The organism is Nocardia sp. NPDC127606 (genome assembly GCF_042671725.1).
GTDB lineage: Bacteria > Actinomycetota > Actinomycetes > Mycobacteriales > Mycobacteriaceae > Nocardia.
Map to the genome: position 1 here is coordinate 227,652 of NZ_JBHXWQ010000004.1, position 21,498 is coordinate 249,149.

Below are 21,498 nucleotides of genomic sequence, written 5' to 3' on the forward strand. Positions count from 1 at the left end.
GGCCTCGGAGACGGGCCGCGGCGCCGCGTCGGTCGCTGCCGGCCCCCGGCGGCCCGGCCGCGGACCGGCCACTTCGTGGCCGCCGCTCCCTAGGGGTCGCGGGTGCGGAGGTGGGAGTGCGGTCATGGCGGACCCGGGGTGGACGGTGTGATTGGGGAGGGAGGCATGGCGGTCTTTTGGGCTGGGCGGTGTGGCGGATTTTTAGGGGAGCCGCGTGGCGGTCTGGGTGTGGTTGGGCTGAGGTTTCGGTGTGGCGGTGTGGCGGTGTGGCGGTGTGGCGGTGTGGCGGTGTGGCTGGGCGCGATTGCCGCCCCGGCTTGAGGTTGGCTGCGCGGCGCGGGATGTGCGGGCGGCGGTCAGTCATGGTGGGCGGTGGGGTGCTGGAGTGCGGATGGCGATGCGATTCGTAGAGCAGTGGACGGAGTGCGTGCGGGTGGAGGATCCGCCAGACTTCGCGGGTGGGGTTGGGAGCTTGGGGATGCCGGGGTTGGTCGGCGGGTGCCGGTGGGAACTGGAGGCGGGTGTCCGAGAGGTTGGCTCGGGGATGATCCGCCGGGGGGTTGGCTCGGGGATGGGGTGGCTGCTGCAGCCGTTGAGGTGAGGTCGAACCGAGGGGTGGAACGCGCGTCGGGGATCGGATTTTTGTGGTCCACTCCCCTGTTGTTTCCCGTGAAACATCGATCTCGCGTGTTAATTCGCGAGTGTTGGGTGTGTCCTTGTCGGCGTGCCGCGATTCAGCTTTCCTAAGTGTCTTGGGGCTGGCAAGCTGTCAGAGTCGGGCGGGAGTGAGCCACCCTCCTCGAGTCTTCGAGTTCTCCACCGACACAGTTAGTTTGTGACGACACGGCGCCGACGTTCGTCGGGGATACGTGATCTGAAGTTTCTCGGGTTAGGAGCAATCTATGTCGAGCGGTCCGGCGAATGTTTCACGGGAAACAGCGTCGCGGGTCCCGGGGATGCTGGATTCCAGCAACTTCGACGCGGAGACGTTCGGGAATACTCCTTTCGGGCACATCTCCCCGGCCGAGACCCCGATCGCGGCGGAAGCGCAACGCGCCAGCCAGATTCTGCATCCAGGAAAGGTCACTGTGCCGAAACCTCGCGAGCAACGGATCATCACTATCGCCAACCAGAAGGGCGGCGTCGGTAAGACGACTACGACGGTCAATCTCGCTGCGGCGCTAGCGCACCAGGGAATGACGGTCCTTGTGGTCGATCTTGATCCGCAGGGCAACGCGAGTACGGCGCTGGGCGTCGCACACAACTCGGGTGTGCCGTCCAGCTACGAGCTGCTGATCGGTGAAGTGACGGTCAAGGACGCGATCCAGGTGAGCCCGCACAGCGAGCGACTGCTGTGTGTTCCGGCCACGATCGACTTGGCCGGCGCGGAGATCGAACTGGTGTCGATGGTCGCCAGGGAAGGTCGGTTGAAGACCGCTATCCGCGAAGCGGGCATGGTCGGCTTCGACATCGATTACGTGTTGATCGACTGCCCGCCTTCCCTCGGTCTGCTCACGGTCAACGCGCTCGTGGCGGCCAAGGAGGTGCTGATCCCGATCCAGTGCGAGTACTACGCGCTGGAGGGTGTCGGTCAGTTGCTCCGCAACATCGGGCTGGTGCAGGCGCATCTCAACCCGGAGCTACACGTGTCGACCGTCCTGCTGACGATGTACGACGGCCGTACCAAGCTGGCCGACCAGGTGGCCGAGGAGGTGCGCAACCACTTCGGCGATGTGGTCCTCAAGTCGATGATCCCGCGCAGCGTGAAGGTCTCGGAGGCGCCGGGCTACGGGATGACCGTGCTCGATTACGATCCAGGCTCGCGTGGTGCGATGAGCTACATGGACGCGGGGCGCGAGCTCGCCGCTCGTGCGCAGCTGAAGCAAGACGCGTCTTAAGCGTGAGTTGGAACGACGAAGGGATCGGTAGCCGATGAGTCAGGCGAAAAAGGGCGGTCTCGGTCGTGGGTTGGCCGCATTGATCCCGACGGGTCCGGCCGTGGCGCCGGGCTTGAGCAGTGCCGCCGCGAGCGTGATCGGGATCAATCCGATCGGCCCGCAACCGGCCGAGGCGTTCCTGCATCGTGTTCCGGACGCGGAGCCGACGCCGGAGCCCGAGCCCGAATCCGATCTGGTCTCCCCCGGCGGCGCGGTGTACCGCGAGGTGCCCGCGGACCTGATCGAGCCGAATCCGAAACAGCCGCGTCAGGTCTTCGAGGAAGACGCGCTCGCGGAACTCGTGCACTCGATTCGCGAGTTCGGTCTCATGCAGCCGATCGTCGTGCGCCGCGTCGAACCGGGCGTCGACAAGTTCCAGTTGGTCATGGGCGAGCGCCGCTGGCGCGCATGCCAAGAGGCCGGACTCGCCACGATCCCGGCGATCATCCGGGACACCGACGACGGCTCGATGCTGCGGGACGCACTCCTGGAGAACATCCACCGGGTGCAGCTGAACCCCCTCGAAGAGGCGGCGGCCTATCAGCAGCTGCTCGAGGAATTCGACGTGACCCATGAGGAATTGGCTTCGCGAATCGGTCGCTCGCGGCCGGTCGTGACGAATATGATTCGTTTGCTGAAGCTGCCGATTCCTGTGCAGCGTCGGGTGGCTGCCGGGGTGCTCTCGGCCGGGCACGCCAGGGCGCTGCTCGGCTTGGATGCCGGCGCGGACGCACAGGAAGAATTGGCTGCACGAATCGTCCGTGAGGGAATGTCGGTTCGGTCTACCGAGGAAGCGGTGCAACTCGCGAACCGCGAGCCTTCGCCGGCCGCTCCCCCGGCGCCGAAACGCAAACCGATCCACATGCCGGGTCTGCAAGATGTTGCCGAAAGACTTTCGGGGTCCTACGACACCCGGGTCACGGTCAGCCTCGGCAAGAACAAGGGCAAGATCGTTGTCGAGTTCGGGTCCGTCGAAGATCTCGAGCGCATCGTGGCGCTGATGGAGCAAGTCGGCCCCGAAACGTCACTGTGACTGAAAGAGGCGGCACGTACTGTGGATAGTGATGTGGCGTGAGCGTGGATGAATCCGACAGCTGGAGGCTGAACAGAGCGGTGTCGACCAGCGTCACGGCTTTGACCCTCGACGGGCTCGGTCAGCTCCCGGCGCACACCCGGCGGTGTGTGTTCTGGGAGCTCGACCCGGCAGTCGCCGCGGACTCGCACGCGTTCAGCGATCCGGTCTTCGAAAAGGAAGCCTGGCTGTCGACGGTGATGCTCGAATGGGGTTCGTGCGGGCAGGTGGCCCACGTGGACAACAACCTCGCGGGCTGCGCGCTGTACTCGCCCCCGAGTGCCGTGCCGCGTTCGGCGCTGTTCCCCACCTCCCCCGTAAGCCCGGACGCCGTCCTGCTGACCACGCTGCAGGCCGAATTCCCCTACGACGAGGCCGATGTAGCCCATCGCCTCGTTCAGGCCGTGGTGGCCGATCTGGTGCGTCGTGGCGTGCGGGCACTGGAGGCGTTCGGCATTCGGAACGGCCCGCCGTCGAGTTCGGTAGCCGATCGCGGCTTCGGATCGTCGATGCGGCTGATGGAATGGATCGCGGCGCCGCTGCGGGACCCGTCGTCCGCGACGAGGTGCACTCCCGAAACCTGCATGATCGACGCGGATTTCCTCGCCGAGGTCGGTTTCGAAGTGGTGGCCCCGCACCACCGCTTCCCCCGGCTGCGCCTGGAACTCGACTCCGATCACGGCTGGAAGGAAGACGTCGAGCGTGCGCTCGACCAACTCCTGGCCGCGGCGTCGATGGAACCGCCCTCGCGCGTCGGCGCGCACTGACCCGAGACAACAAGAACGGCCCCGCGGAAAACCGCGGGGCCGTTGGTCTTGTGAGGGGCTAGACGCGCGGGGCGGGAACGTTGCCCGCGTCGGCGGCCGCCAGTTCTTCGGCGAGCAACTCGGCGAAGGTGTAGGTGCCGGTCGGCTGGTCGTCCTGGCCGAGCAGATAGAGCCGCTTCACCGAGATGAGAATCGCTTCGGCGATCACGTCGCGCATGCGCGGGTTGGTGAGGACCGAGGCGTCGTAGTCGTTGGTGAGGTAGCCGAGGTCGACCTGAACGGTCGGCATCTTGGTCAGGCGCAACAGGTCCCAGGTGCGCTGATGAGTCCGGCAGTCCTGCACCGAGGTTCGGGCCACCACTTCGCGCTGGATGAAGCCGGCCAGTACCTGACCGATCATCGACACCGAACCGTGCGAGTTGCCCCAGTAGAAACCGGCCACTCCCTTCGCGGACGGGTTGTCACTGGTCGCGCAGCGCAGCGAGATCATCAGATCGGCATCGAAGGCGTTGGAGGTGTCGGCGCGTTCGACATCGGTGGGGTTGGCGCCCCACGGCCGGGACAGGAAGGTCTCCATGCCGGTCGCGGCCATCCGGCCCTCGAGGCGGGAGGCCAGATCCCACAGGATCTCCGACTCGAAGACGTCGCCGAATTCGGTGGGTACCGCGAAACCCTTGTCGGCGCCGCCGAATCCGGGATCGATGACGATGCGCTTGCCGGTGAGCTGCGGGCCCGCCCGATGCACCACTTCTTCCTCGGCGATGCGATGCGGGTTGCCGCCGGTGACGCGCGCACCGAGCAGATCCAGCGAGCGCAAGGTGTCGGGTCCGCAGATACCGTCGGCGGACAGGCCGATCTCGCGCTGGAACGCGCTGAGGCCCTCGTGGGTGTGCGGGCCGAAGTGCCCGTCCACCCGGTACACGTAGAAGCCGAGATCCTGCAGCTTGCGCTGCAGGGTGGCCACGTCGTCACCGTAGAGCGGCGCCGACAATTGGTAGATCAGTGTGCGAGCACCCAGCCGGTAGGAGGCTTCCTTCAGCGCGCGGTAGGTGGCCGGACCGACCACCCCGTCGACGAGGAGACCGCGCTGCTGCTGGAACGCGCGGATCGCCGAATCGAGGGGCCGATCGAACACCGCCTCGGTGTCCTTCCAATACTCCGGTCCGTCAGTGGATTCGACGTGTGGGAGATGCAGGAAACCGAGGCTTGCGAGGGTGCTCCGAACCTCTGCGACGGCTGGTCCTGAATCGCCGTGACGAAGTCGGTGCATGCGTGAGAGCCCTTTCCTTCGGCCGGAGCGTCCGTCGATTGTCTCAGACCCGGGCCGCTTTGCGGGAATCCCGGGTCCAGGCATCCTACGGCGCGTCGGCCGGTAGGAGGCGCTTTTGTCGGATGCTCTGTGTTAGATGAGACCGTCGAGCTCGCGCAGCAGCGCCGCCTTACCTTTCGCGCCGACGATCTGCTTCACCGGCTTGCCACCCTGGAACAAGATCATCGTGGGCAGCGACAGGATCTGGTAGTCGCGGGCGGTGCCGGGGTTGGCCTCGGTGTCGAGCTTGGCGATGGTCAGCTTGTCGGCGTGGGTGCCCGCGATCTCCTCCAGCACGGGGGCGACCATCTTGCACGGGCCGCACCAGTCGGCCCAGAAGTCGACGAGCACCGGCTTTTCGCTGAGCAGGACGTCGTCGGCGAAGGACTGGTCGGTGACGGTGATGGTGTTGGCACTCTCGGCCATGGGTGTCTCCTCGACAGGGGTGGAACTCGAAATCAGTTGGTGCGCACGGCGGCCGGGCCGTCGGCGTGGTCGAGCGTGTTGGCGGTGATGTCGCCCTGCTCGGCGAGCCAGCGCTCGGCGTCGATCGCGGCGCGGCAGCCGGTGCCGGCGGCGGTGATCGCCTGCCGGTAGGTGTGGTCGACGAGGTCGCCCGCGGCGAAGACGCCCGCCACATCGGTGGCGGTGCCCGGATCGGTCACCTGCACGTAGCCCTCGCCGTCGAGTGCGATCTGGCCCTTGACGAGTTCGCTGCGCGGATCGTGCCCGATGGCGACGAACAGGCCGGTCGCGTCGAGCTCGGACTCCGCGCCGGTGCGGGTGTCGCGCAGGGTGAGGCTGGTGACGCTCTTCTCACCGTTGACCTTCACGACCTCGGAGTTGAGCTGGAACTTGATCTTCTCGTTGGCCTTGGCGCGCTCGAGCATGATCCGTGACGCACGGAACTCCTCACGGCGGTGCACGATGGTGACGCTGGCGGCGAACTTGGTGAGGAAGGTCGCTTCCTCCATCGCGGAGTCGCCGCCGCCGACCACCACGATGTCCTGGCCCTTGAAGAAGAAGCCGTCGCAGGTGGCGCAGGCGCTCACACCGCGGCCGAGCAGGTCCTGCTCCCCCGGCACGTTCAGGTAGCGCGCGGCCGAACCCATCGCGAGGATCACGGCGTAGGCCTCGAAGGTCTCGTCACCCACGGTGACCTTCTTCACGGGGCCGGACAGGTCGATCGCGTCGACGTCCTCGGTGCGCAGCTCGGCGCCGAAGCGCTTGGCCTGGTCGCGCATCTGCTCCATGAGGTCGGGGCCCATGATGCCGTCGCGGAAGCCGGGGAAGTTCTCCACCTCGGTGGTGGTCATCAGGGCGCCACCGAACTGGGTGCCCTCGAAGACCAGCGGCGAAAGCTCCGCGCGGGCGGCGTAGACGGCCGCCGTGTAGCCGGCGGGTCCTGAGCCGACGATGATCAGGTCGCGAACTGGCGTGCTCATGGGGACCTTCCGAGAAGTAAAGCTGGGGACGTGTCGGTCAACAACACCATAATCGGTGTTGTTCCCTGTGCTTGTCTTGCGGCTGGCGCCACTGGTTCTCAGCGCTCGACTCCGCCTCTTCCCTAGCTCCGGGCACTCCGTCGTCGCACCCCCACTCAGTTCATAGGCGCAGGCGCGCCGAGAACCGGCTTCGCCTTGCGCTCAGCCTATGTCGCGCAGGGTGAGCTGTTCGGGGGTGCCGGTGGTGCAGCCGGTGCCGACCACCAGGGCGGTGATGGTGGGAGCCTGCTCGCCCTGGACGAGGACCAGGACGGCCTCGGAGCCACGGAAAGTGATATTCGACGCTCCCAGCACCGCGCGGTCGATGCCGTTGGCTCGGACGCAGCGGGTGAGGGCGGCTTCGTCGGCCAGCGGGCCGATCACGTCCCGTTTGCCCAGTGCGCGCAGCGCGGCGGCGGTGGTGAGTTCGTCGGCGGCCGCCGGTTCGGTGAACGGTGCGGCGGTGGGGATGCCCTCGGTGGTGTCGAACGTGCTGAACACGGCGCCCGCGCCCGCCAGGACGGCCACCGCGGCGGCGGCCGCGGCGAGTAGCCCCAGCCGGCGCCGGGAGCGGTAACGGTCCAGCGAGATCGGGGCCTGATCGGCGGTGGGTACCGGTTCGGCCGGAGGTGCGGGGGGAACGGCCGCGAGCGGTGTGATGCGCTCGGTCGGGCCCTCCCCCGCGTCGAGTTCGGCGACGAATCGGAACATGCGGTCGGCCACGTCGTCGGGCATGCGGTGCATGACCCGCTCGTCGGTGGCGAGCGTGCGGAGGTGGGTGTTCACCTCGTCGAGCTTGTTCAGGTAGTGCAGCGCGTCTTCGTCGGTGCGGACCACGGGCCACAGCTGCTCGCACAATTCGGGCGCGAGGTTGTCGGCATGCAGATCGGCCAGCAGTTCCGACGGGAACGGAGGCTGCGGCACGGATCGAGACACCCTCGCACCTCCCCTGTTCTGTCGATATCGGATCGCAGGATTTACATCGCTGACTTGTTCGTCACTGTTAATGACGCATCCCGACTACATCCGGTTCCCTGGATCCCGGAAAAATTCCAAACGTTCTTGCAAACGTACGCGCGCTCGGGCGCATCGGCTCTTGATCGTGCCCGGCGCCACGCCGAGCGCAGCGGCGGTTTCGGCGACGCTGCGGCCCTCCATCTCGGTCATGACCAGCGCCAACCGCTGTTCGTCAGGGAGGGTGAACAGCGCCTCGCTCACGACGGTGGACAGTTCGTAATGTGCGAACGCGTCGTGCGGGTCGACCGCCTCGGGCATGGTGTCGGGCAGGATCGACACGGCGCGACGGGTCTTGTTGCGCCGGATCCGGTCGAGGCAGGCATTCACCACGATCGCGTGCAGCCAGCTGCGCACCTCGGATTCGGCGCGGAACGAGTCGGCGGTGCGGTGGGCCGAGAACAGGGCGTCCTGCAGACAGTCGGCGGCGTCCTCGCGGCTGTAGGACGTACGCAGCGCGGTCTGCCAAAGATGGTCGGAATGCCTGCGCAGCAGTTCGGCGAAAACATGCGGTTCCCCGCGAACGTGGGCGGCGAGCAGTTGCTTGTCGCTGCCGTTCTCCAGGAACGAGCGGACGCTGGACGCGTCCTGCCGCGGCGGCATACCGCGGACTTGCTCGTTGACATCCGGCGACAAAACTGACCCCTTGGACAGCGCTCATTACGGCGACTTCAAGCCGACGAACAAGGCCGATCCATCACCTGACTACTACGCGGCGTCCAGGATCGACGTCGACAAACCCTGGGAAACCCTCAACCGAGAGCGCGGGGGCATCATATCGTTGATAACAATTACGCACCAACCGGACCGCGGTTCGATGAAGATCGGCAATGGGCCCGGAAATGATCGACCACCTGCGCAGATACCGGAGGTGGGAGGGTTTTACGGCGCGCTGAGACTAAGGGGCCGCGTCGAAGCGGACGTCGCCGATCGCGGTCTGGAACTGACCGCCGGAATTCGCCAGTCCGGTAATCCAGACGAGCACGAAACGAGCGGCCTGATCGGTCTGTACGGCGATATCGGTGATCCCGTCACCGAGCTTGGCCGAACCGATCAACTGGGTCTGGTCGAGAGTGGGCGCCTCGGTGGGCGAGGTACGGATCTCGACGGTGCTGCCCGCACTGGGTGAGGTGATCGACACATTGGTGAGCTTGGCCGGCGTCGGCAGCGTGGCCAGCAGCCCCACGCCCTTCTTGAGGGCGGGGAACTGCTGGAAGTACTGATCGGTGCGCCACACCGTCGCGGCGTTGTGGTCGAGCACCGCACCCGCCGCCGCGGCGCCGTCGGGGGTGCCCTCCGGGGAGAACACCGCGGCACCGGTGACCGGCACCGGCACACTCGTCGGCGGTGCCGCGGGGTCGTCGGCGGGCGGTGCGGACGCCGCGGGCGGCGCCACACTCGAGGTGAGCCCGATATTGATCTGCTGGTCCAGCGGCTTGTCCGACGCGCCGGGCGCGAAGATGCTGACCATCCACCAGATCAGCACGCCGACCACCAGCGCGGCGAGCACGCCGAGGCCGACCATGATCCACATCATCCGCTTGGAGCGTTCCCGCTCGGCCGCGAGCAGTTCCGGGTCGGCGAGTGAATCGGCACCGGGGGCCACAGCCCGCTGACCCAGACGTAAGACCGGAATGAAGTCGGTCTTCTGATCGACGACCGAGGCCTGCTCGAGCACGTGCTGCACGGTGGCAGCGGTGCGCACGCCCTTGTTGGATTCCAGCGAGCGAACCGCGACGGCCGAGATCTCGAACGGCACCTCCGGCCGGATCTGCCGTGGTTCCACCGGCGTGCCGTCCGGCCCGAAATCGGCCAGTCGCAGACCGCCGATGGTGGCCGCCGACCCGGTGACGCCGCCGACGCGAATCGGCCAGCGTGCGGTGATCAGGGCGTAGAGCATCGCGCCGAGGCCACGGACGTCGCCTTGCGCGTCGGAATCGCCGAGGGTGCCGGGGAACGCGAGGACGGCGTCACCGGAGGCGCTGATCCGGATCCGATCGGGATGATCGATCGACAGCGAGCCGCCGCCACGGTGGGCGAGTTCGGCCGCCGAGGCGAGCGCCCTGATGGCCCGGGCCGCGCCGACCGGCGACGGCACGGTCTCGGCCATCTCGCGCAGCGAACGGCCGGGGGTCCACTCGGCCACGACGATGCCGCCGGAGCTGCCGCGGACCACATCGAGCACCCTGGCCAGGCCGGGGGAATTGATCCGGCCGAGTCGCAGGGTGCGCGACAGCACCGCCTGCGGGCCGTCGTGACCGGAGTTCTCGCCCGAGGTCTGATCGGCGTCCACGAAGGTCAGCGCGACCTCGCGATCGAGCTTGATATCGAGTGCCTGCCAGAACTTCAGCCCCCGTGCACCGCCGTGACCGGCGAGCAGCCGGTACCGGCCACCGGCGACGGACGCGCCGGGGATGAGCTTGGGGCCGCGCTGGGCACGGTTGGCCGCGGCGCTGGGAGGCAGCTGCGGTGGGATCGGCAACATGCCGGTGTCGTGTGTCGGGTCGTGCGGCGGCATAGCCGAACGCGCGTCTTCTTCGTGCGTGTCGCGTTCGTCGGGCGCGTCGGTATGCTCGCTGTCCGCGGAGTCCGGCGTATCGGGCCCGACCTCGGTGGACATTCCTGCTGCCGCGCGCGCCGCAGAATCAGCGGCCGGGACGCCGCCCACCGCGTCATCGCTCACCCTTGGTCCTCCTTCGGCCTGAAAACCCGTGTCGGTCTGCGGAACAGCGTACGGGAACTGTGCTTTACCGGTGCTGTCAACAGCGCCCGGTCGAATGACGGGAAGCACCATGGTCTGGGTGTCCAAAGACTGCCCGTATGCGGGGAATCCATAGGTATCGGGACGGCGCAGGACGGTGGTCGCGTAGATGTCGTCTGCCGGGGTGTCGTCGAGTCCGAGATCCGGCGCGGGCGGGGTGATGCCGAGCTTGCGCGAGATCGCGACGGTGATGGCGACGACCTCGGGGATTCCGGCCAGACGCATCAGGCCGAAGGCCACCGAGAACATGACCACCGAATCGATGACGACGCGCAGCAGCGAGCCCGCGCCGCCGGAGACGCGGTCGAGTCCGGTCACCGTGTCGACGATCAGCATCACCGCGCCGCCTGCGATCGAGGCGAGCAACACTCTGGTCACAGTTCGGCCGACATTGACCATTCGCAAGTCGCCGAGACTGCGGTGCAGCAGCACGCCGCCGATCACCGCGCCCGCGGTGAATCCGAGGCCGGTGGCGACACCGAGAACGATCACCACGTCGTCACTGTCGCGGGCGATGACCGGGGCCAGTGCCGAGATCAAGATCTTGATCGTCGTGATGCCGAGGATGATCCAGGTCGGTGTCCATGCCTGCTCACGCGCGTAGAACACCCGCAGATGGATGAGCACGAGCGAATACGGGATGAGCGAGAACGCCGACCAGCTCACCGCGCTGCCGAGCCGCTCGGCGTCACCCGAGAAGCGCGCGTAGCCGTAGAGCGCCTGGCCGATCTCCGGGCCCGCGAGGGTCATGAAGGTGACGATCGGCAGCATCGCGATCATCGTGAGTCGCGTGGCTACGGACAGGTCGTCCACCACAGCGGGGGTGTCGTCGTCGGCGGCGCTGCGGCTCAGCCTCGGCATGATCGCGGTGAGCAGGGTTACCCCGATCACGCCGTAGGGCAGCTGCAACAGTGCCCATGCGTTCGCGAAGATCGCGGGACCCGCTTCGTCGGCCGAGGAGGCGACGTTGTTCGCGACCACCAGGCCCACCTGGCTGATCAGCACGTACAAGATGATCGCGATGCCCATCTTGCCGAACTGCTTGAGGCGCGCGTCGACGCCCCACAGCGGACGCAGGTTGATCCCGTGCCTGCGGATCGCGGGCAGCAGGCAGAGCGCCTGTGTCGCCACGCCCGCGGTGATACCGAGGCCGAGAACCAGCAGTTTCGGGTCGCTCATCCGCACGGGGTCGAGCGTGATCTCGCCCGGTGTCAGCGCGTAGACCGCCAGCACCGTCAGCGCGACCACATTGTTCATCACGGGGGCCCACGCACCCGGCTTGAACGCCTGCCTGGTGTTGAGGATCGCGGTGAACAGCGCGGACATGCCATAGAAGAGGAGCGCGGGCGCCAGCAGGTAGGTCAGCGCGACGGTCAGGTTCGTGTTCACCTTGCCGTCGGAGGAGACGAGCACGTGACCGGCCAGGATCGGCGTGGCCGCCAAGGTGAGCACCGTGGCGACGAACAGCACGGTGAAGGCCGCTGTGACCAATCTGCGTACGAACGCGGCGCCGTTGTCGGCGTCCTCCTGCTCGGCGCGGATCAAGGTCGGCACGACGATGGCAGTGAGCACGGCGCCGAGGACGAGCTCGGCGACCATGTTCGGGATCAGGTTCGCCGAGATGAACGCACTCGCGATGGCCGGACCGAGCACCGTCAGCAACAACAGCTGCTTGGCGAATCCGGTGATCCGGCTGATCAGTGTCGCGACCGCGATCGAACCCGAGTCCTTGAGCAGCTTCGCATTGGCACTCATCGGGGCGGCGTCGGCCTTGTGAGCAGGCTCGGCCGCTACCTTCTTCGGCCGGGCGATGACCTGAGTCCGCTCCGCCGACCGATCGCCGGCGGGACCGCTCGCCGGCCGTCCACGATCGTTGAAGCCGGCACCCGCCTGGCGCCCGTCTCGCGTGGGATCCGCGGCGGGCATCCCGGGGAAACTCGCTCGCGGCACCGGCCGACCCTGCTCCGGCGGAGCTTGCCTGCGTCCACCGGCTTGATCGGGCCGATCCTGCCTCGGAATGGCGCCGGACTGCCCACCACGCGGCGGGACCGGTCGTTGCTGGGGGAACTCGCCCGAGGGGTTCGGCCCGGATCGCCGCGGGGCGAATCCGTCCGGTCCGGGACGTTGCTGCTGGGGGAACTCACCCGAGCGCCCGGCGGAACCCGGTCCGGGACGCTGCTGCTGCGGGAACTCACCCGAGCGCGCGCCGGGACCAGGGCCCGGGCGCTGCTGTTGCGGAAACTCGCCGGAACGTGGCGCGGGCCGTTGCTGGGGAGGTGCGGGGCGACCATCCGGCCCGTAAGCCGCAGGGCGCGGTGGTCGGCCGGGCGGACCGGCAGGGGGCTGCGGCGCGCCGGGAGGGCCGCCTACACCGGGGCGCGGTGGCGGTCCGGGACGTTGCTGCTGCGGGAACTCACCCGAACGATTCGCCTGACCGGGCGGTCGTTGACGTGGAGCGGGCCCTTGGCGTTCGCCGTGCGGCGGCCGCTGCTGATCCGGGCGGTAGTCGGCCGGTCGTGGTTGACCCGGTGCCGGGCGGAACCCGGCCGGTGGCTGGTCAGCGGGGCGACCGGGAGCCGGTGCAGCGCCGTGATCCGGCCCGGGACGGTATCCGGCCTGGTCGGGGCGTACCCCGGGCCGAGGACCTGGCGCGGCGGGACGCTCACCGGGATGACGTGGCGCGCCGGGCAGATCCACCGCGGGCCGATTCCCCGGCGGACGAAACCCACCGGGCTGGTCGAACGCCGGATCACCGGGGCGTACCGGCGGCCGGCCATCGCGAGGTGCGGGGTCCGGTCGATGACCAGGCGCGCCGGGGCGTCGATCCACGGGTGGCACGGCCTCGTCACGGTCGGCGTCCTGTCCGGCCGTCATCCCACGTTCCCACGGAGCACTGGGAGCCCGGCGCAGGGTCGGGTCGTCGTCGTGGTCACGCCGATGAGCGGAATCATCGTCGCCCATCATGCCTCCTGTACCCGGCGTAACCCGCGAATCCCGCCGGTCCGATGAGCGTTTCGCTCACCAGTGCCACTCTCGTCCTTGTCTGTCATGGTGCCCTGACCGCGCGTCAGGCGCGGGTGTTCACTGCCGTTGCAGCCGCTGACGTGCGCGCCGCAGTCGACCCGCCCGTTCGACCGTCTCCGGGGTGAACCCCTCGTCGGCGGGGTCGGGTTGCCCACGGAACCGCCGCAGCAGTCGGCGCCCGGCCAGCAGCAACAGCAGTATCGCGGCACATGCGGTAATTATGGCCAGGGCCTGACCGTAGGCGTTCGAGCGCACCGAGACCGAGGTCGCCTCTCCTAGCGCTATCCCGTCCGGGGTGGTAAGGGCGATCGGAATGACCAGCTTACGGCTGTCGCTCACCTCGGTCGGGATCTGGAACGACCGGGTCCCGGACGGCGGAAGCAGCTGTTCGCCGATATCGGTGATGTTCGTCTCGGCAGGCGCTTCGATCCGGAACATCACCCGGATGGCGACGGGCAGTTCATTGCGCGCCACCAGCAACAACGGGCTCTGCTCCGAGGCCAGCGTGTACACCCCGCCCGGCGGCAGCACCGAGACCGAGGAGAACATCGTGTCCAGTTCGCGGGTCGCCTGGTCGATGCGCCGCTGGGCGTGCAGGTCGGCGAGCGTGTCGTTGTCGGCCCTGCGGTCGGACAGGCTCAGCGCGCGCAGCAGATCCTCCCGCGCCGGGGTCAGGAACGCGAGCGGGGTGAGCTCGGATTCGGGCAGTTCGACCAGCGCGCGCATCAGCTCGGTCACTCGGGCGCCTTGGTCGTGCACCGGTCCGATGAACCGTTCCGGCGCGGCGTCCTGGGCGGCGCGCGGCAGATATTCCAGCGCGAAGGGCCGCGGATCGGGCGCCTGCGTGACGAGGTCGGTGAAGCTGCGCGGGCTCGCGAGGTTGTTGCGGGTGAGCAGCTCGACCTGCTTGAGCAGCGCGACGCCTTCCTCCCGGCTGGCGCCCCACTGCTGCGGCGGCATCAGCAGCTGCGAGCGTGGCCGGTCCGGCGACGGATTGAGCGCACTCCACGCCATCGCGCCGAGCGCGTCCTGCAACCGGGCCGCGCGCGAGTCGTTGGTCACGTCGAATCGCACCTTCGACGGTGTGAACGACGGCGTCGGCGGATTCGATCCGACCGCGGCCAGCGCGGTCGCCGACCAGATGTCGAAGGTGGTCACCCGCAGCGCGGGATCGGTACCCGCGGCGGCGCCTGTGGGCGGTTCGACGCTCACTCCCGGCACCCGCACGACATCGGGCGCCGACTGTTCCCCACCGACGACCACATCGGGCGTGAGCGTGGTCGGGGCGGAGGTGAGCGCGTTGTCGGTGTCGGCGGGCGACCCGTCACCCGACACCGCGGAACCGGCCAGTACCGCCGTGCCGTATCCGTGCCGGCGCAACAACAGTCCCGCCGGATCGTCGATGCTGCCCGAGTCGGGCAGGCTCACCCCGCGCAGCGACTGGGTGCCGAGGATCGAGTCCACCACGTCGGCGGGCGCCAGCAGGGCCCGCGCCGACAGTCCCGGATCGTTCACCGCGGCCAGCGCCGACACGTCGACCTGCGCGAACGGCAGGGCCACCGTGCACATCGACCCGGCCAGCGCGCGCAACCGGTCGAGCCAGGCTTGCGCGTTCGCCGCCCCGGACCCCTCCCTGGTCGCCCCGCTCGGATCCGACGGACTGGCCAGCACCCGATAGCCGCGCGTCATCGTCTGCACGGTCGAGACCAGGTCGGGATCGATGGCGATGCACACCGATCCGGCCACACCTTTGTCTCTGCCCGGCGTGGGCACCACCGATTCCAGCGCCGCGACGAGCTGTTCGAGGCGCCCGCCCTTGCCGACCGAGGCCGCCAGTTCATCGTCGAGCAGTTCGGCCTGGCCGTTCACCGAGCCGGGTTTGCCCGCGACCATGCGGGGCCGGTCGGCCAGCGGCCAGATCATCGTGGTCGCGATCGGTGAGGCTTCCGGTGGCGTCGTCACCGGCGGTTCCGCGCTGCCGTCCACCCCGGTCGGCGGCAATCCGAGGACGGGGAGCAGGAATCGCGCGTCGTCGAGCCTGGCCTGGGTGCCGTAGGCCGGTTCACCGTTGACGTTGAGCAGCAGCGGATACACCCCGGGATCGGTGAGCCCGAGCGATGCCTCCGAGCCCGCGCGCAACGCGATGCTCACCGAGAACTGTTTGCGCTGACCGGGACTCAACTGCGGCGCCACATCCTGGAACGGACCGGTCACCTCGTAGTTCGCCTGGTCCAGCCGTAGCGAACTGCGCAACCCGCTCGGCGAATCCACCGCGGCGGCCCGCTGGATCCGCACGCTCACATCGTCGACGACCCGGTCGCCGATGTTGGTGACCGTGCCGGAGATGGTCAGCTTCGGGTCACTGCCGGTGGTGACCGTGCCCGGCGCCACCGCGTCCAGGGTCAGCTTGAGAAACTTCGGTGTTCCCGACTCGTCCGTTTGAGCGTGCGCGACCGCGGGCAGCAGCGTCATCGAACCCAAGATGGTCAGGACCGCCGTGATCAGCCGGATCAGTCCACCCGTCATCGCTTGCCGGTCTCCATCCGGTCGATCAATCGGTTCGCCACTTCGGCCAACCGCCGTTCGTCGGCGTAGGCCAATCGGGAATCCAACTCGCTCAACGGAACCCACGCAACCTGGGTCACTTCGACGTCGGCGTCGGACAGCTCACCGCCCAGACACCGCAGCAGAAAATGGTGCACGGTCTTGTGTACCCGTCTGCCCTCGGTGACGAACCAGTAATCGATGCTGCCGAGCTCGGCGACCACTTCCCCGTCGATCCCGGTTTCCTCGGCGACTTCGCGGATCGCGGTCTGCTCGGAGGTCTCACCCTCTTCGATATGCCCTTTGGGCAGCGACCACAACAGCCGTCCGCGACGGTCGGTGCGCCCGATCAGCGCGGCGGTGCGCTGTTCCTTCGGCCCGTCGAGTCCTTCGACGACCAGGCCGCCCGCCGAGGTTTCCCGGACGGTGCGCATGCGGGGTTTGCCGGCGTTGTTCGCCGAACCGCGCCGCCGCGGCTGGCGGCGTCGACTGTTCGCGCGATCGGCCGGAGGAGACACCTCGCCAGCTTAGCTGTGTTGTCTGCGCGCTGGCGCGCGCGTGTTCGCGGCCCCGAGGGGCCACCGGTTGGCCACCGTTGCTTGCTCCTTCGTCGCGTACGCAACGGCGGCCGACCGGCGACCCGGCCGCGAACCGCCCACTTCGTGGCCGCCGCTTCCCAGGGTCGCGGGTACGGGGCCGGGTGTGTTGAATAACCGGTTCGACGGGGTCGGTAGGCTGCTTTTCGTGGTTTCCCCTGACGTTGTCCCTGATGCTGTGGCGGATCGTCGTGCTCGCCTGCTGGCGGGGGCGGCGGTGACTTTGGGGCAGCTCAATGATGTTTTGGCGCCGCTCGGGGCGATGTTCGCCGAGCGGGGGCACAGTCTGTATCTCGTCGGTGGCAGCGTGCGCGACGCGGTGCTCGGCCGGCTCGGCAACGACTTGGATTTCACCACCGACGCGCGACCGGAGGTCGTGCAGGAGTTGATGCGTGGGTGGGCCGACCACCTGTGGGATACCGGCGGCTTGGCGTTCGGCACGGTCAGCGCGGCCAAGAACGATCAGCAGCTCGAGATCACCACCTTCCGCGCCGATACCTACGACCGGGTCTCACGCAATCCCGAGGTCACCTTCGGTGACACCCTCGAGGGCGACCTGGTGCGCCGCGATTTCACGGTGAACGCGATGGCGGTCAAGATCGCCGCCGACGGGTCGCTGGAATTCGTCGACCCGCTCGACGGCATCGAGGCGCTGCTCGACGGCGTGCTGGATACTCCAGCGGCGCCGCAGGATTCGTTCGACGACGATCCGCTGCGGATGCTGCGGGCCGCGCGCTTCGTCGCCCAGCTGGGTTTCGAGGTGGCGCCGCGGGTGCGTGCGGCGATCATCGAGATGGCCGATCAGATCGACCGGATCACCGCCGAGCGGGTGCGCGCCGAGCTCGACAAGCTGATCGGCGCCGACCACCCGATCGACGGCATCAACCTCATGTGCGACACCGGTCTGGCGCAGCGCGTGCTGCCCGAGGTGCCCGCGATGAAGCTCGAGATCGACGAGCACCACCAGCACAAGGACGTGTACCAGCATTCGCTGACCGTGCTGCAGCAGGCGATCGACCAGGAGGAAGGCGACGCCGACCTGGTGTTGCGCTGGGCGGCGCTGCTGCACGACATCGGCAAGCCCGACACCAAACGCAACGAGCCCGCGGGCGGCGTGAGCTTCCACCACCACGAGGTGGTCGGCGCGAAGATGGTGCGCAAGCGGATGCGGGCGCTGAAGTACCCGAAGGCGTTCACCGAAGAGGTTGCGCGCCTGGTGTTTCTGCACCTGCGTTTCCACGGGTACGGCAAGGGACAGTGGACGGATTCGGCGGTGCGCCGATATGTCACCGACGCCGACGACCTACTCGATCGCCTGCACAAGCTCGTGCGCGCCGACTGCACCACGCGCAACAAGCGCCGTGCGGCGGCCCTGCGCGCGACTTACGACGAGCTCGAGGAGCGGATCGCGGCGCTGCGCGAGCAGGAGGATCTGGCTCGGGTGCGCCCGGACCTGGACGGTAACGCGATCATGGAACTGCTCGGTCTGCCGCCGGGGCCCCAGGTCGGTAAGGCGTGGAAGTACCTGAAGGATCTGCGTCTGGACCGCGGCCCGATGACGCGGGAAGAGGCCGAAACGGCCCTTCGGGAATGGTGGGCTACCCAGAACTGATCAGAAGACGATCAGCGTTGTCCCCGCGATGATGGCGTCGCGGATCTGGGTCAGGTCGAACGAACCGGTGGTCTCGGGCAGTTCGAGCCGGAATTTCACCACGTCACCGCGCCGGTGCGCGTAGGAAATGCTGGCCCGGTTGGGTAGGTCGTCGAGCAGCAGCGCGGGCGCGGGTACCACGCGCTTGGGGAGCCGGATGCCGTACCAACTGGCCTTGCGGATGTCGAGGGTGAGCAGGTTGTCGTAGACCTGCCCGTCGACGACCGCCCGCATCTTGCGCGTGCGATGCGTCGCGACGATCTGTCCGCGCTCGTCGAGCCGCACCCGCCAGTCCAGGTTTTGCGCGTCCACCCAGTCCGCCAGCGCGCCGATGCCGATGGTGCCCTCGATGTCGAGCTGCTGGACCCGGACCTTGGTCGGCACACCGGGAATCAGCCGCACGCCGTGCGCGACCACGGTGACCGTGTCGAAGGGATGCGAGTCCCAGACCAGGTTCGACAACATCGTCTTGCTCTGGAAGTGCGCGCCGCGTCTGCGCAGCTTGAACGAGTCGAGGGTGGCGGTGAGGTCGTGCTCGAGCAGCGTGGCGTTGATCTCCTGGCCGCCGAAACGGCTGAGGATGCCCTCGCTGAGTACGGTCATCAGCACATCGGGCATGAGCGCGGTGACGGTGCCGGAGCCGAGGTCGGCGACGGGGTCGGCCCAGGACGTGGTGAAGCCGAGCCACTGGTCGATCCATGACGGGTCGAGCAGACGTTTGCCCATATCGACAGCGCCTGCCAGTGACCAGGACTTCGGATCGAAATACGTGGCCATGATGGCTTTGAGCGTACTTGGCCGCGTCGTCGGAGGCCATGAAGTGTGACCTGATGTTCGACGATGTTCGACCGGGGTCCACGGGTATGCCTGTTGAACAACGCCTCGGTGACATCGGTATGAATCTGTGCGTTCATGCTCGAAATACCGGGGTACATTCCCGGCGAGTGACCCGCGAAGACCGGAGGGCATCGCATGCCGCTGGACCTGAACAGTGACCTGGGCGAAGGCTTCGGCCCGTGGCGGATGGGTGACGACGCCGCCATGCTCGACATCGTGACCAGCGCGAACATCGCGTGTGGTTTCCATGCCGGCGATCCGACCATCATGCGCCGCACCTGCGAACTCGCGGTGGCCAAGGGTGTGCGGATCGGCGCGCACGTGGGCTATCGCGATCTGGTCGGTTTCGGCCGTCGCGATATCGCCATCGCCCCGGCCGATCTGCGCGACGAGGTGCTCTATCAAATCGGTGCGCTCGCGGCCTTCGCGCGGGCCGCGGGCGATCGGGTGCGCTATGTGAAACCGCACGGCGCGCTCTATCACGCGGCCGCCCGCGATCGCCTGCTCGCCGAGGCCCTTGTCGCCGCGGTGGCCGAAGCCGAACCCGGTCTCGCGCTGCTCGGACCGGCGGGTACCGAGTTGGAACGGGCCGCCCAGCGGGTGCGTTTCGTCGGTGAGGGATTCGCCGACCGGGCCTACACTGCAACAGGTTCGCTGGCCCCGCGCGGAGTTGCCGGGGCGGTGCTGTCGCCCGACGACGCCGTGGCCCAGGCGACAACTCTTGCGCTGTCAGGGACCGCGCGTACCGTAGACGGTCCCGGTACGGTCGCCGTGTCCGTGGCCAGCGTGTGCGTCCACGGCGACTCTCCGGCGGCCGTCGAGATGGCCCGCCGGATTCGGGGGGCGCTCGACGAAGCCGGGATACCGGTGGAGCCGTTCAGCTGAGGGGTGGGAGGCACGATGGACATCGATTGGAACGCGCGGATCCGACCCGCGGGTGACCGCGCCATGCTCATCACCCTCGACGATCCCCGCCCGGTGCAGCGCTTGGCCTCCGCGCTGCGCGTGCACGCGATCGCCGGCGTCGAGGATGTGCTGCCCGCGGCGGAAACCGTGCTGGTCACCATGCATTCGGTGAGCTATGGCGTGCAGGTCCGCCGTGAGCTCGTCGCACTGCTGGACCGGCTCGATCACGAGCTACCGCAAGCGGATTCGCCGGATGTTTCCCGTGGAACAGCGCCGGATTCCGAGCCGGTCGTGGAGATCCCGGTTCACTACGACGGCGCGGACCTGCCCGAGGTGGCCCGGTTGCTCGACCTGTCCATCCCGGAGGTGATCGCGGCGCACACCGGCACCGTCTGGCGGTGCGCGTTCGTCGGTTTCGCGCCCGGTTTCGGCTATCTCACCTCACCCGACGGCAGGCTCACGGTGCCGCGCCGCACCCATGCCCGCACGGCCATCCCGGCGGGCGCGGTGGCGCTGGCGGGCGGATATTCGGCGGTCTACCCGCGCGGCACGCCGGGCGGATGGCAGTTGATCGGCACCACCGATCTGCGAATGTGGGCGGTGGACCGCGATCCACCCGCGTTGGTGCGGGCGGGTTCGTCGATCAGGTTCGTCGCTTCCGAGGAATAGCTGCTTCGGCGGAAAATCAAGGGCTGCTCAACGGTGCGCCGCCTCGACAGCGAATCGGGGAGAGATCGCATGCAGATCTTCATCGAGCGGGTGGGGCCACTCGCGACGGTGCAGGACCTGGGCAGACAGGGCTGGTTCGATTCCGGCGTCGGCCAGGCGGGTGCGGCCGACCGCGGGTCACTGCGGCTGGCGAACCGGCTGGTCGGTAATCCGGAGGACTTCGCCGCCATCGAAGCGCTGCTCGGCGGCCTCGCTCTGCGCGCCGACGGTCACCTCACCGTCGCGGTCACCGGCGCGCCCGCCCCCGCCACCGTCGACGGCACCCCGGTCGGGCATGCGAGTGTGCTCGAACTCGACGAAGGCCAGGTGCTGCGACTCGGCCTGGCGAACACCGGCCTGCGCAGTTACGTGGCGGTGCGCGGCGGCATCGATGTGGCCAAGGTGCTGGGTTCACGCAGCCGCGACACGTTGTCCGGCATCGGTCCCGACCCGCTGGTAGTCGGCACGCAGTTGCCGGTCGGGCCCCCGCCGCGCACCCTCCCGACCGTGGAATTCGCGCCGGTTCCGCTGCCGCCGGAAGTGCTCACGGTTCGAGCGTGTCCTGGCCCCCGCGCGGACTGGTTCACCGATCCCGATCAGCTGTTCCGCGGTTCCTGGATCGTTTCCACCGACACCGACCGGGTCGGCGCCCGGCTGGATCGCGCCGACGGACCGCCGCTGGTGCGGTCGATCGGTCGCGAATTGCCCTCCGAGGGTGTGGCGCTGGGCTCGGTGCAGGTGCCGCCGAGCGGTCAACCGGTCGTCTTCCTGGCCGATCATCCGATCACGGGCGGTTATCCGGTGATCGCCGTCGTGCTCGATGCCGATGTCGACCGGGTCGCGCAGGCTCGCCCCGGCGACCGGCTGCAGTTCGTGGTGGCGTCCTGA

Annotated in this window: 17 protein-coding genes; 7 read left to right on the top strand and 10 right to left on the bottom strand. The window is 68.3% G+C overall.

What is annotated here, in order from left to right; genetic code table 11:
- Positions 1-956 precede the first annotated feature (956 nt).
- From ACFVJ5_RS20735 to ACFVJ5_RS20745, 3 genes are all read left to right on the top strand, one after another.
- Positions 957-1,898: a ParA family protein gene (locus ACFVJ5_RS20735; protein WP_379222674.1), complete on the top strand. Its 942-nt coding sequence runs from the start codon at positions 957-959 to the stop codon at positions 1,896-1,898.
- Between the two features lie 34 nt (positions 1,899-1,932).
- Entirely contained in the window at positions 1,933-2,970 is a 1,038-nt protein-coding gene (locus ACFVJ5_RS20740) for a ParB/RepB/Spo0J family partition protein (protein ID WP_379222252.1), read from the top strand.
- 80 nt (positions 2,971-3,050) lie between these two features.
- Positions 3,051-3,776, top strand: coding sequence for a GNAT family N-acetyltransferase (locus tag ACFVJ5_RS20745; RefSeq protein ID WP_379222675.1), 726 nt, complete (start codon positions 3,051-3,053; stop codon positions 3,774-3,776).
- 58 nt (positions 3,777-3,834) lie between these two features.
- Here the strand turns inward: ACFVJ5_RS20745 and ACFVJ5_RS20750 are convergent, their stop codons facing one another.
- From ACFVJ5_RS20750 to ACFVJ5_RS20790, 9 genes are all read right to left on the bottom strand, one after another.
- The gene (locus tag ACFVJ5_RS20750) at positions 3,835-5,046 is read right to left on the bottom strand and encodes a peptidoglycan-binding protein (protein ID WP_379222254.1); all 1,212 of its coding nucleotides are present in this window, start codon (positions 5,044-5,046) and stop codon (positions 3,835-3,837) included.
- A 132-nt stretch (positions 5,047-5,178) separates the two neighbouring features.
- On the bottom strand, positions 5,179-5,511 hold the full coding sequence (gene trxA / locus ACFVJ5_RS20755) for a thioredoxin (RefSeq protein ID WP_189031738.1): 333 nt from the start codon (positions 5,509-5,511) through the stop codon (positions 5,179-5,181).
- Between the two features lie 32 nt (positions 5,512-5,543).
- A complete protein-coding gene (gene trxB / locus ACFVJ5_RS20760; RefSeq protein ID WP_379222256.1) occupies positions 5,544-6,530 on the bottom strand; it encodes a thioredoxin-disulfide reductase in 987 nt (328 codons plus the stop codon).
- Between the two features lie 201 nt (positions 6,531-6,731).
- On the bottom strand, positions 6,732-7,505 hold the full coding sequence (locus tag ACFVJ5_RS20765) for a hypothetical protein (protein ID WP_379222258.1): 774 nt from the start codon (positions 7,503-7,505) through the stop codon (positions 6,732-6,734).
- A gap of 84 nt (positions 7,506-7,589) precedes the next feature.
- Entirely contained in the window at positions 7,590-8,186 is a 597-nt protein-coding gene (gene sigM, locus ACFVJ5_RS20770) for an RNA polymerase sigma factor SigM (protein ID WP_379222260.1), read from the bottom strand.
- Between the two features lie 295 nt (positions 8,187-8,481).
- Positions 8,482-12,099 carry a murein biosynthesis integral membrane protein MurJ gene (locus ACFVJ5_RS20775; RefSeq protein WP_379222262.1) on the bottom strand — a complete coding sequence of 1,206 codons (3,618 nt, stop codon included), beginning with the start codon at positions 12,097-12,099 and terminating at the stop codon, positions 8,482-8,484.
- 611 nt (positions 12,100-12,710) lie between these two features.
- Positions 12,711-13,193, bottom strand: a complete 483-nt coding sequence (locus ACFVJ5_RS20780; RefSeq protein ID WP_379222264.1) for a hypothetical protein — start codon at positions 13,191-13,193, stop codon at positions 12,711-12,713.
- A gap of 232 nt (positions 13,194-13,425) precedes the next feature.
- On the bottom strand, positions 13,426-15,894 hold the full coding sequence (locus ACFVJ5_RS20785; RefSeq protein ID WP_379222266.1) for a DUF6049 family protein: 2,469 nt from the start codon (positions 15,892-15,894) through the stop codon (positions 13,426-13,428).
- The gene (locus tag ACFVJ5_RS20790) at positions 15,891-16,346 is read right to left on the bottom strand and encodes an NUDIX hydrolase (protein WP_228536794.1); all 456 of its coding nucleotides are present in this window, start codon (positions 16,344-16,346) and stop codon (positions 15,891-15,893) included. Before ACFVJ5_RS20790 ends, ACFVJ5_RS20785 begins: the two co-directional genes overlap by 4 nt.
- Positions 16,347-16,656: 310 nt before the next feature.
- Here ACFVJ5_RS20790 and ACFVJ5_RS20795 point away from each other — a divergent pair, with 310 nt between their 5' ends.
- The gene (locus tag ACFVJ5_RS20795; RefSeq protein WP_379222268.1) at positions 16,657-18,120 is read left to right on the top strand and encodes a CCA tRNA nucleotidyltransferase; all 1,464 of its coding nucleotides are present in this window, start codon (positions 16,657-16,659) and stop codon (positions 18,118-18,120) included.
- Here ACFVJ5_RS20795 and ACFVJ5_RS20800 read toward each other — a convergent pair whose 3' ends face one another.
- Positions 18,121-18,936, bottom strand: coding sequence for a hypothetical protein (locus ACFVJ5_RS20800; RefSeq protein WP_379222270.1), 816 nt, complete (start codon positions 18,934-18,936; stop codon positions 18,121-18,123).
- Positions 18,937-19,131: 195 nt separating this feature from the next.
- Between ACFVJ5_RS20800 and ACFVJ5_RS20805 the strand changes: the two genes are divergently transcribed.
- From ACFVJ5_RS20805 to ACFVJ5_RS20815, 3 genes are all read left to right on the top strand, one after another.
- A complete protein-coding gene (locus ACFVJ5_RS20805) occupies positions 19,132-19,881 on the top strand; it encodes a LamB/YcsF family protein (RefSeq protein WP_379222272.1) in 750 nt (249 codons plus the stop codon).
- Between the two features lie 15 nt (positions 19,882-19,896).
- The gene (locus tag ACFVJ5_RS20810; protein ID WP_379222274.1) at positions 19,897-20,571 is read left to right on the top strand and encodes an allophanate hydrolase subunit 1; all 675 of its coding nucleotides are present in this window, start codon (positions 19,897-19,899) and stop codon (positions 20,569-20,571) included.
- A gap of 69 nt (positions 20,572-20,640) precedes the next feature.
- Positions 20,641-21,498 (top strand): biotin-dependent carboxyltransferase family protein, encoded by an 858-nt coding sequence (locus tag ACFVJ5_RS20815; RefSeq protein WP_379222276.1) that lies wholly within the window; start codon positions 20,641-20,643, stop codon positions 21,496-21,498.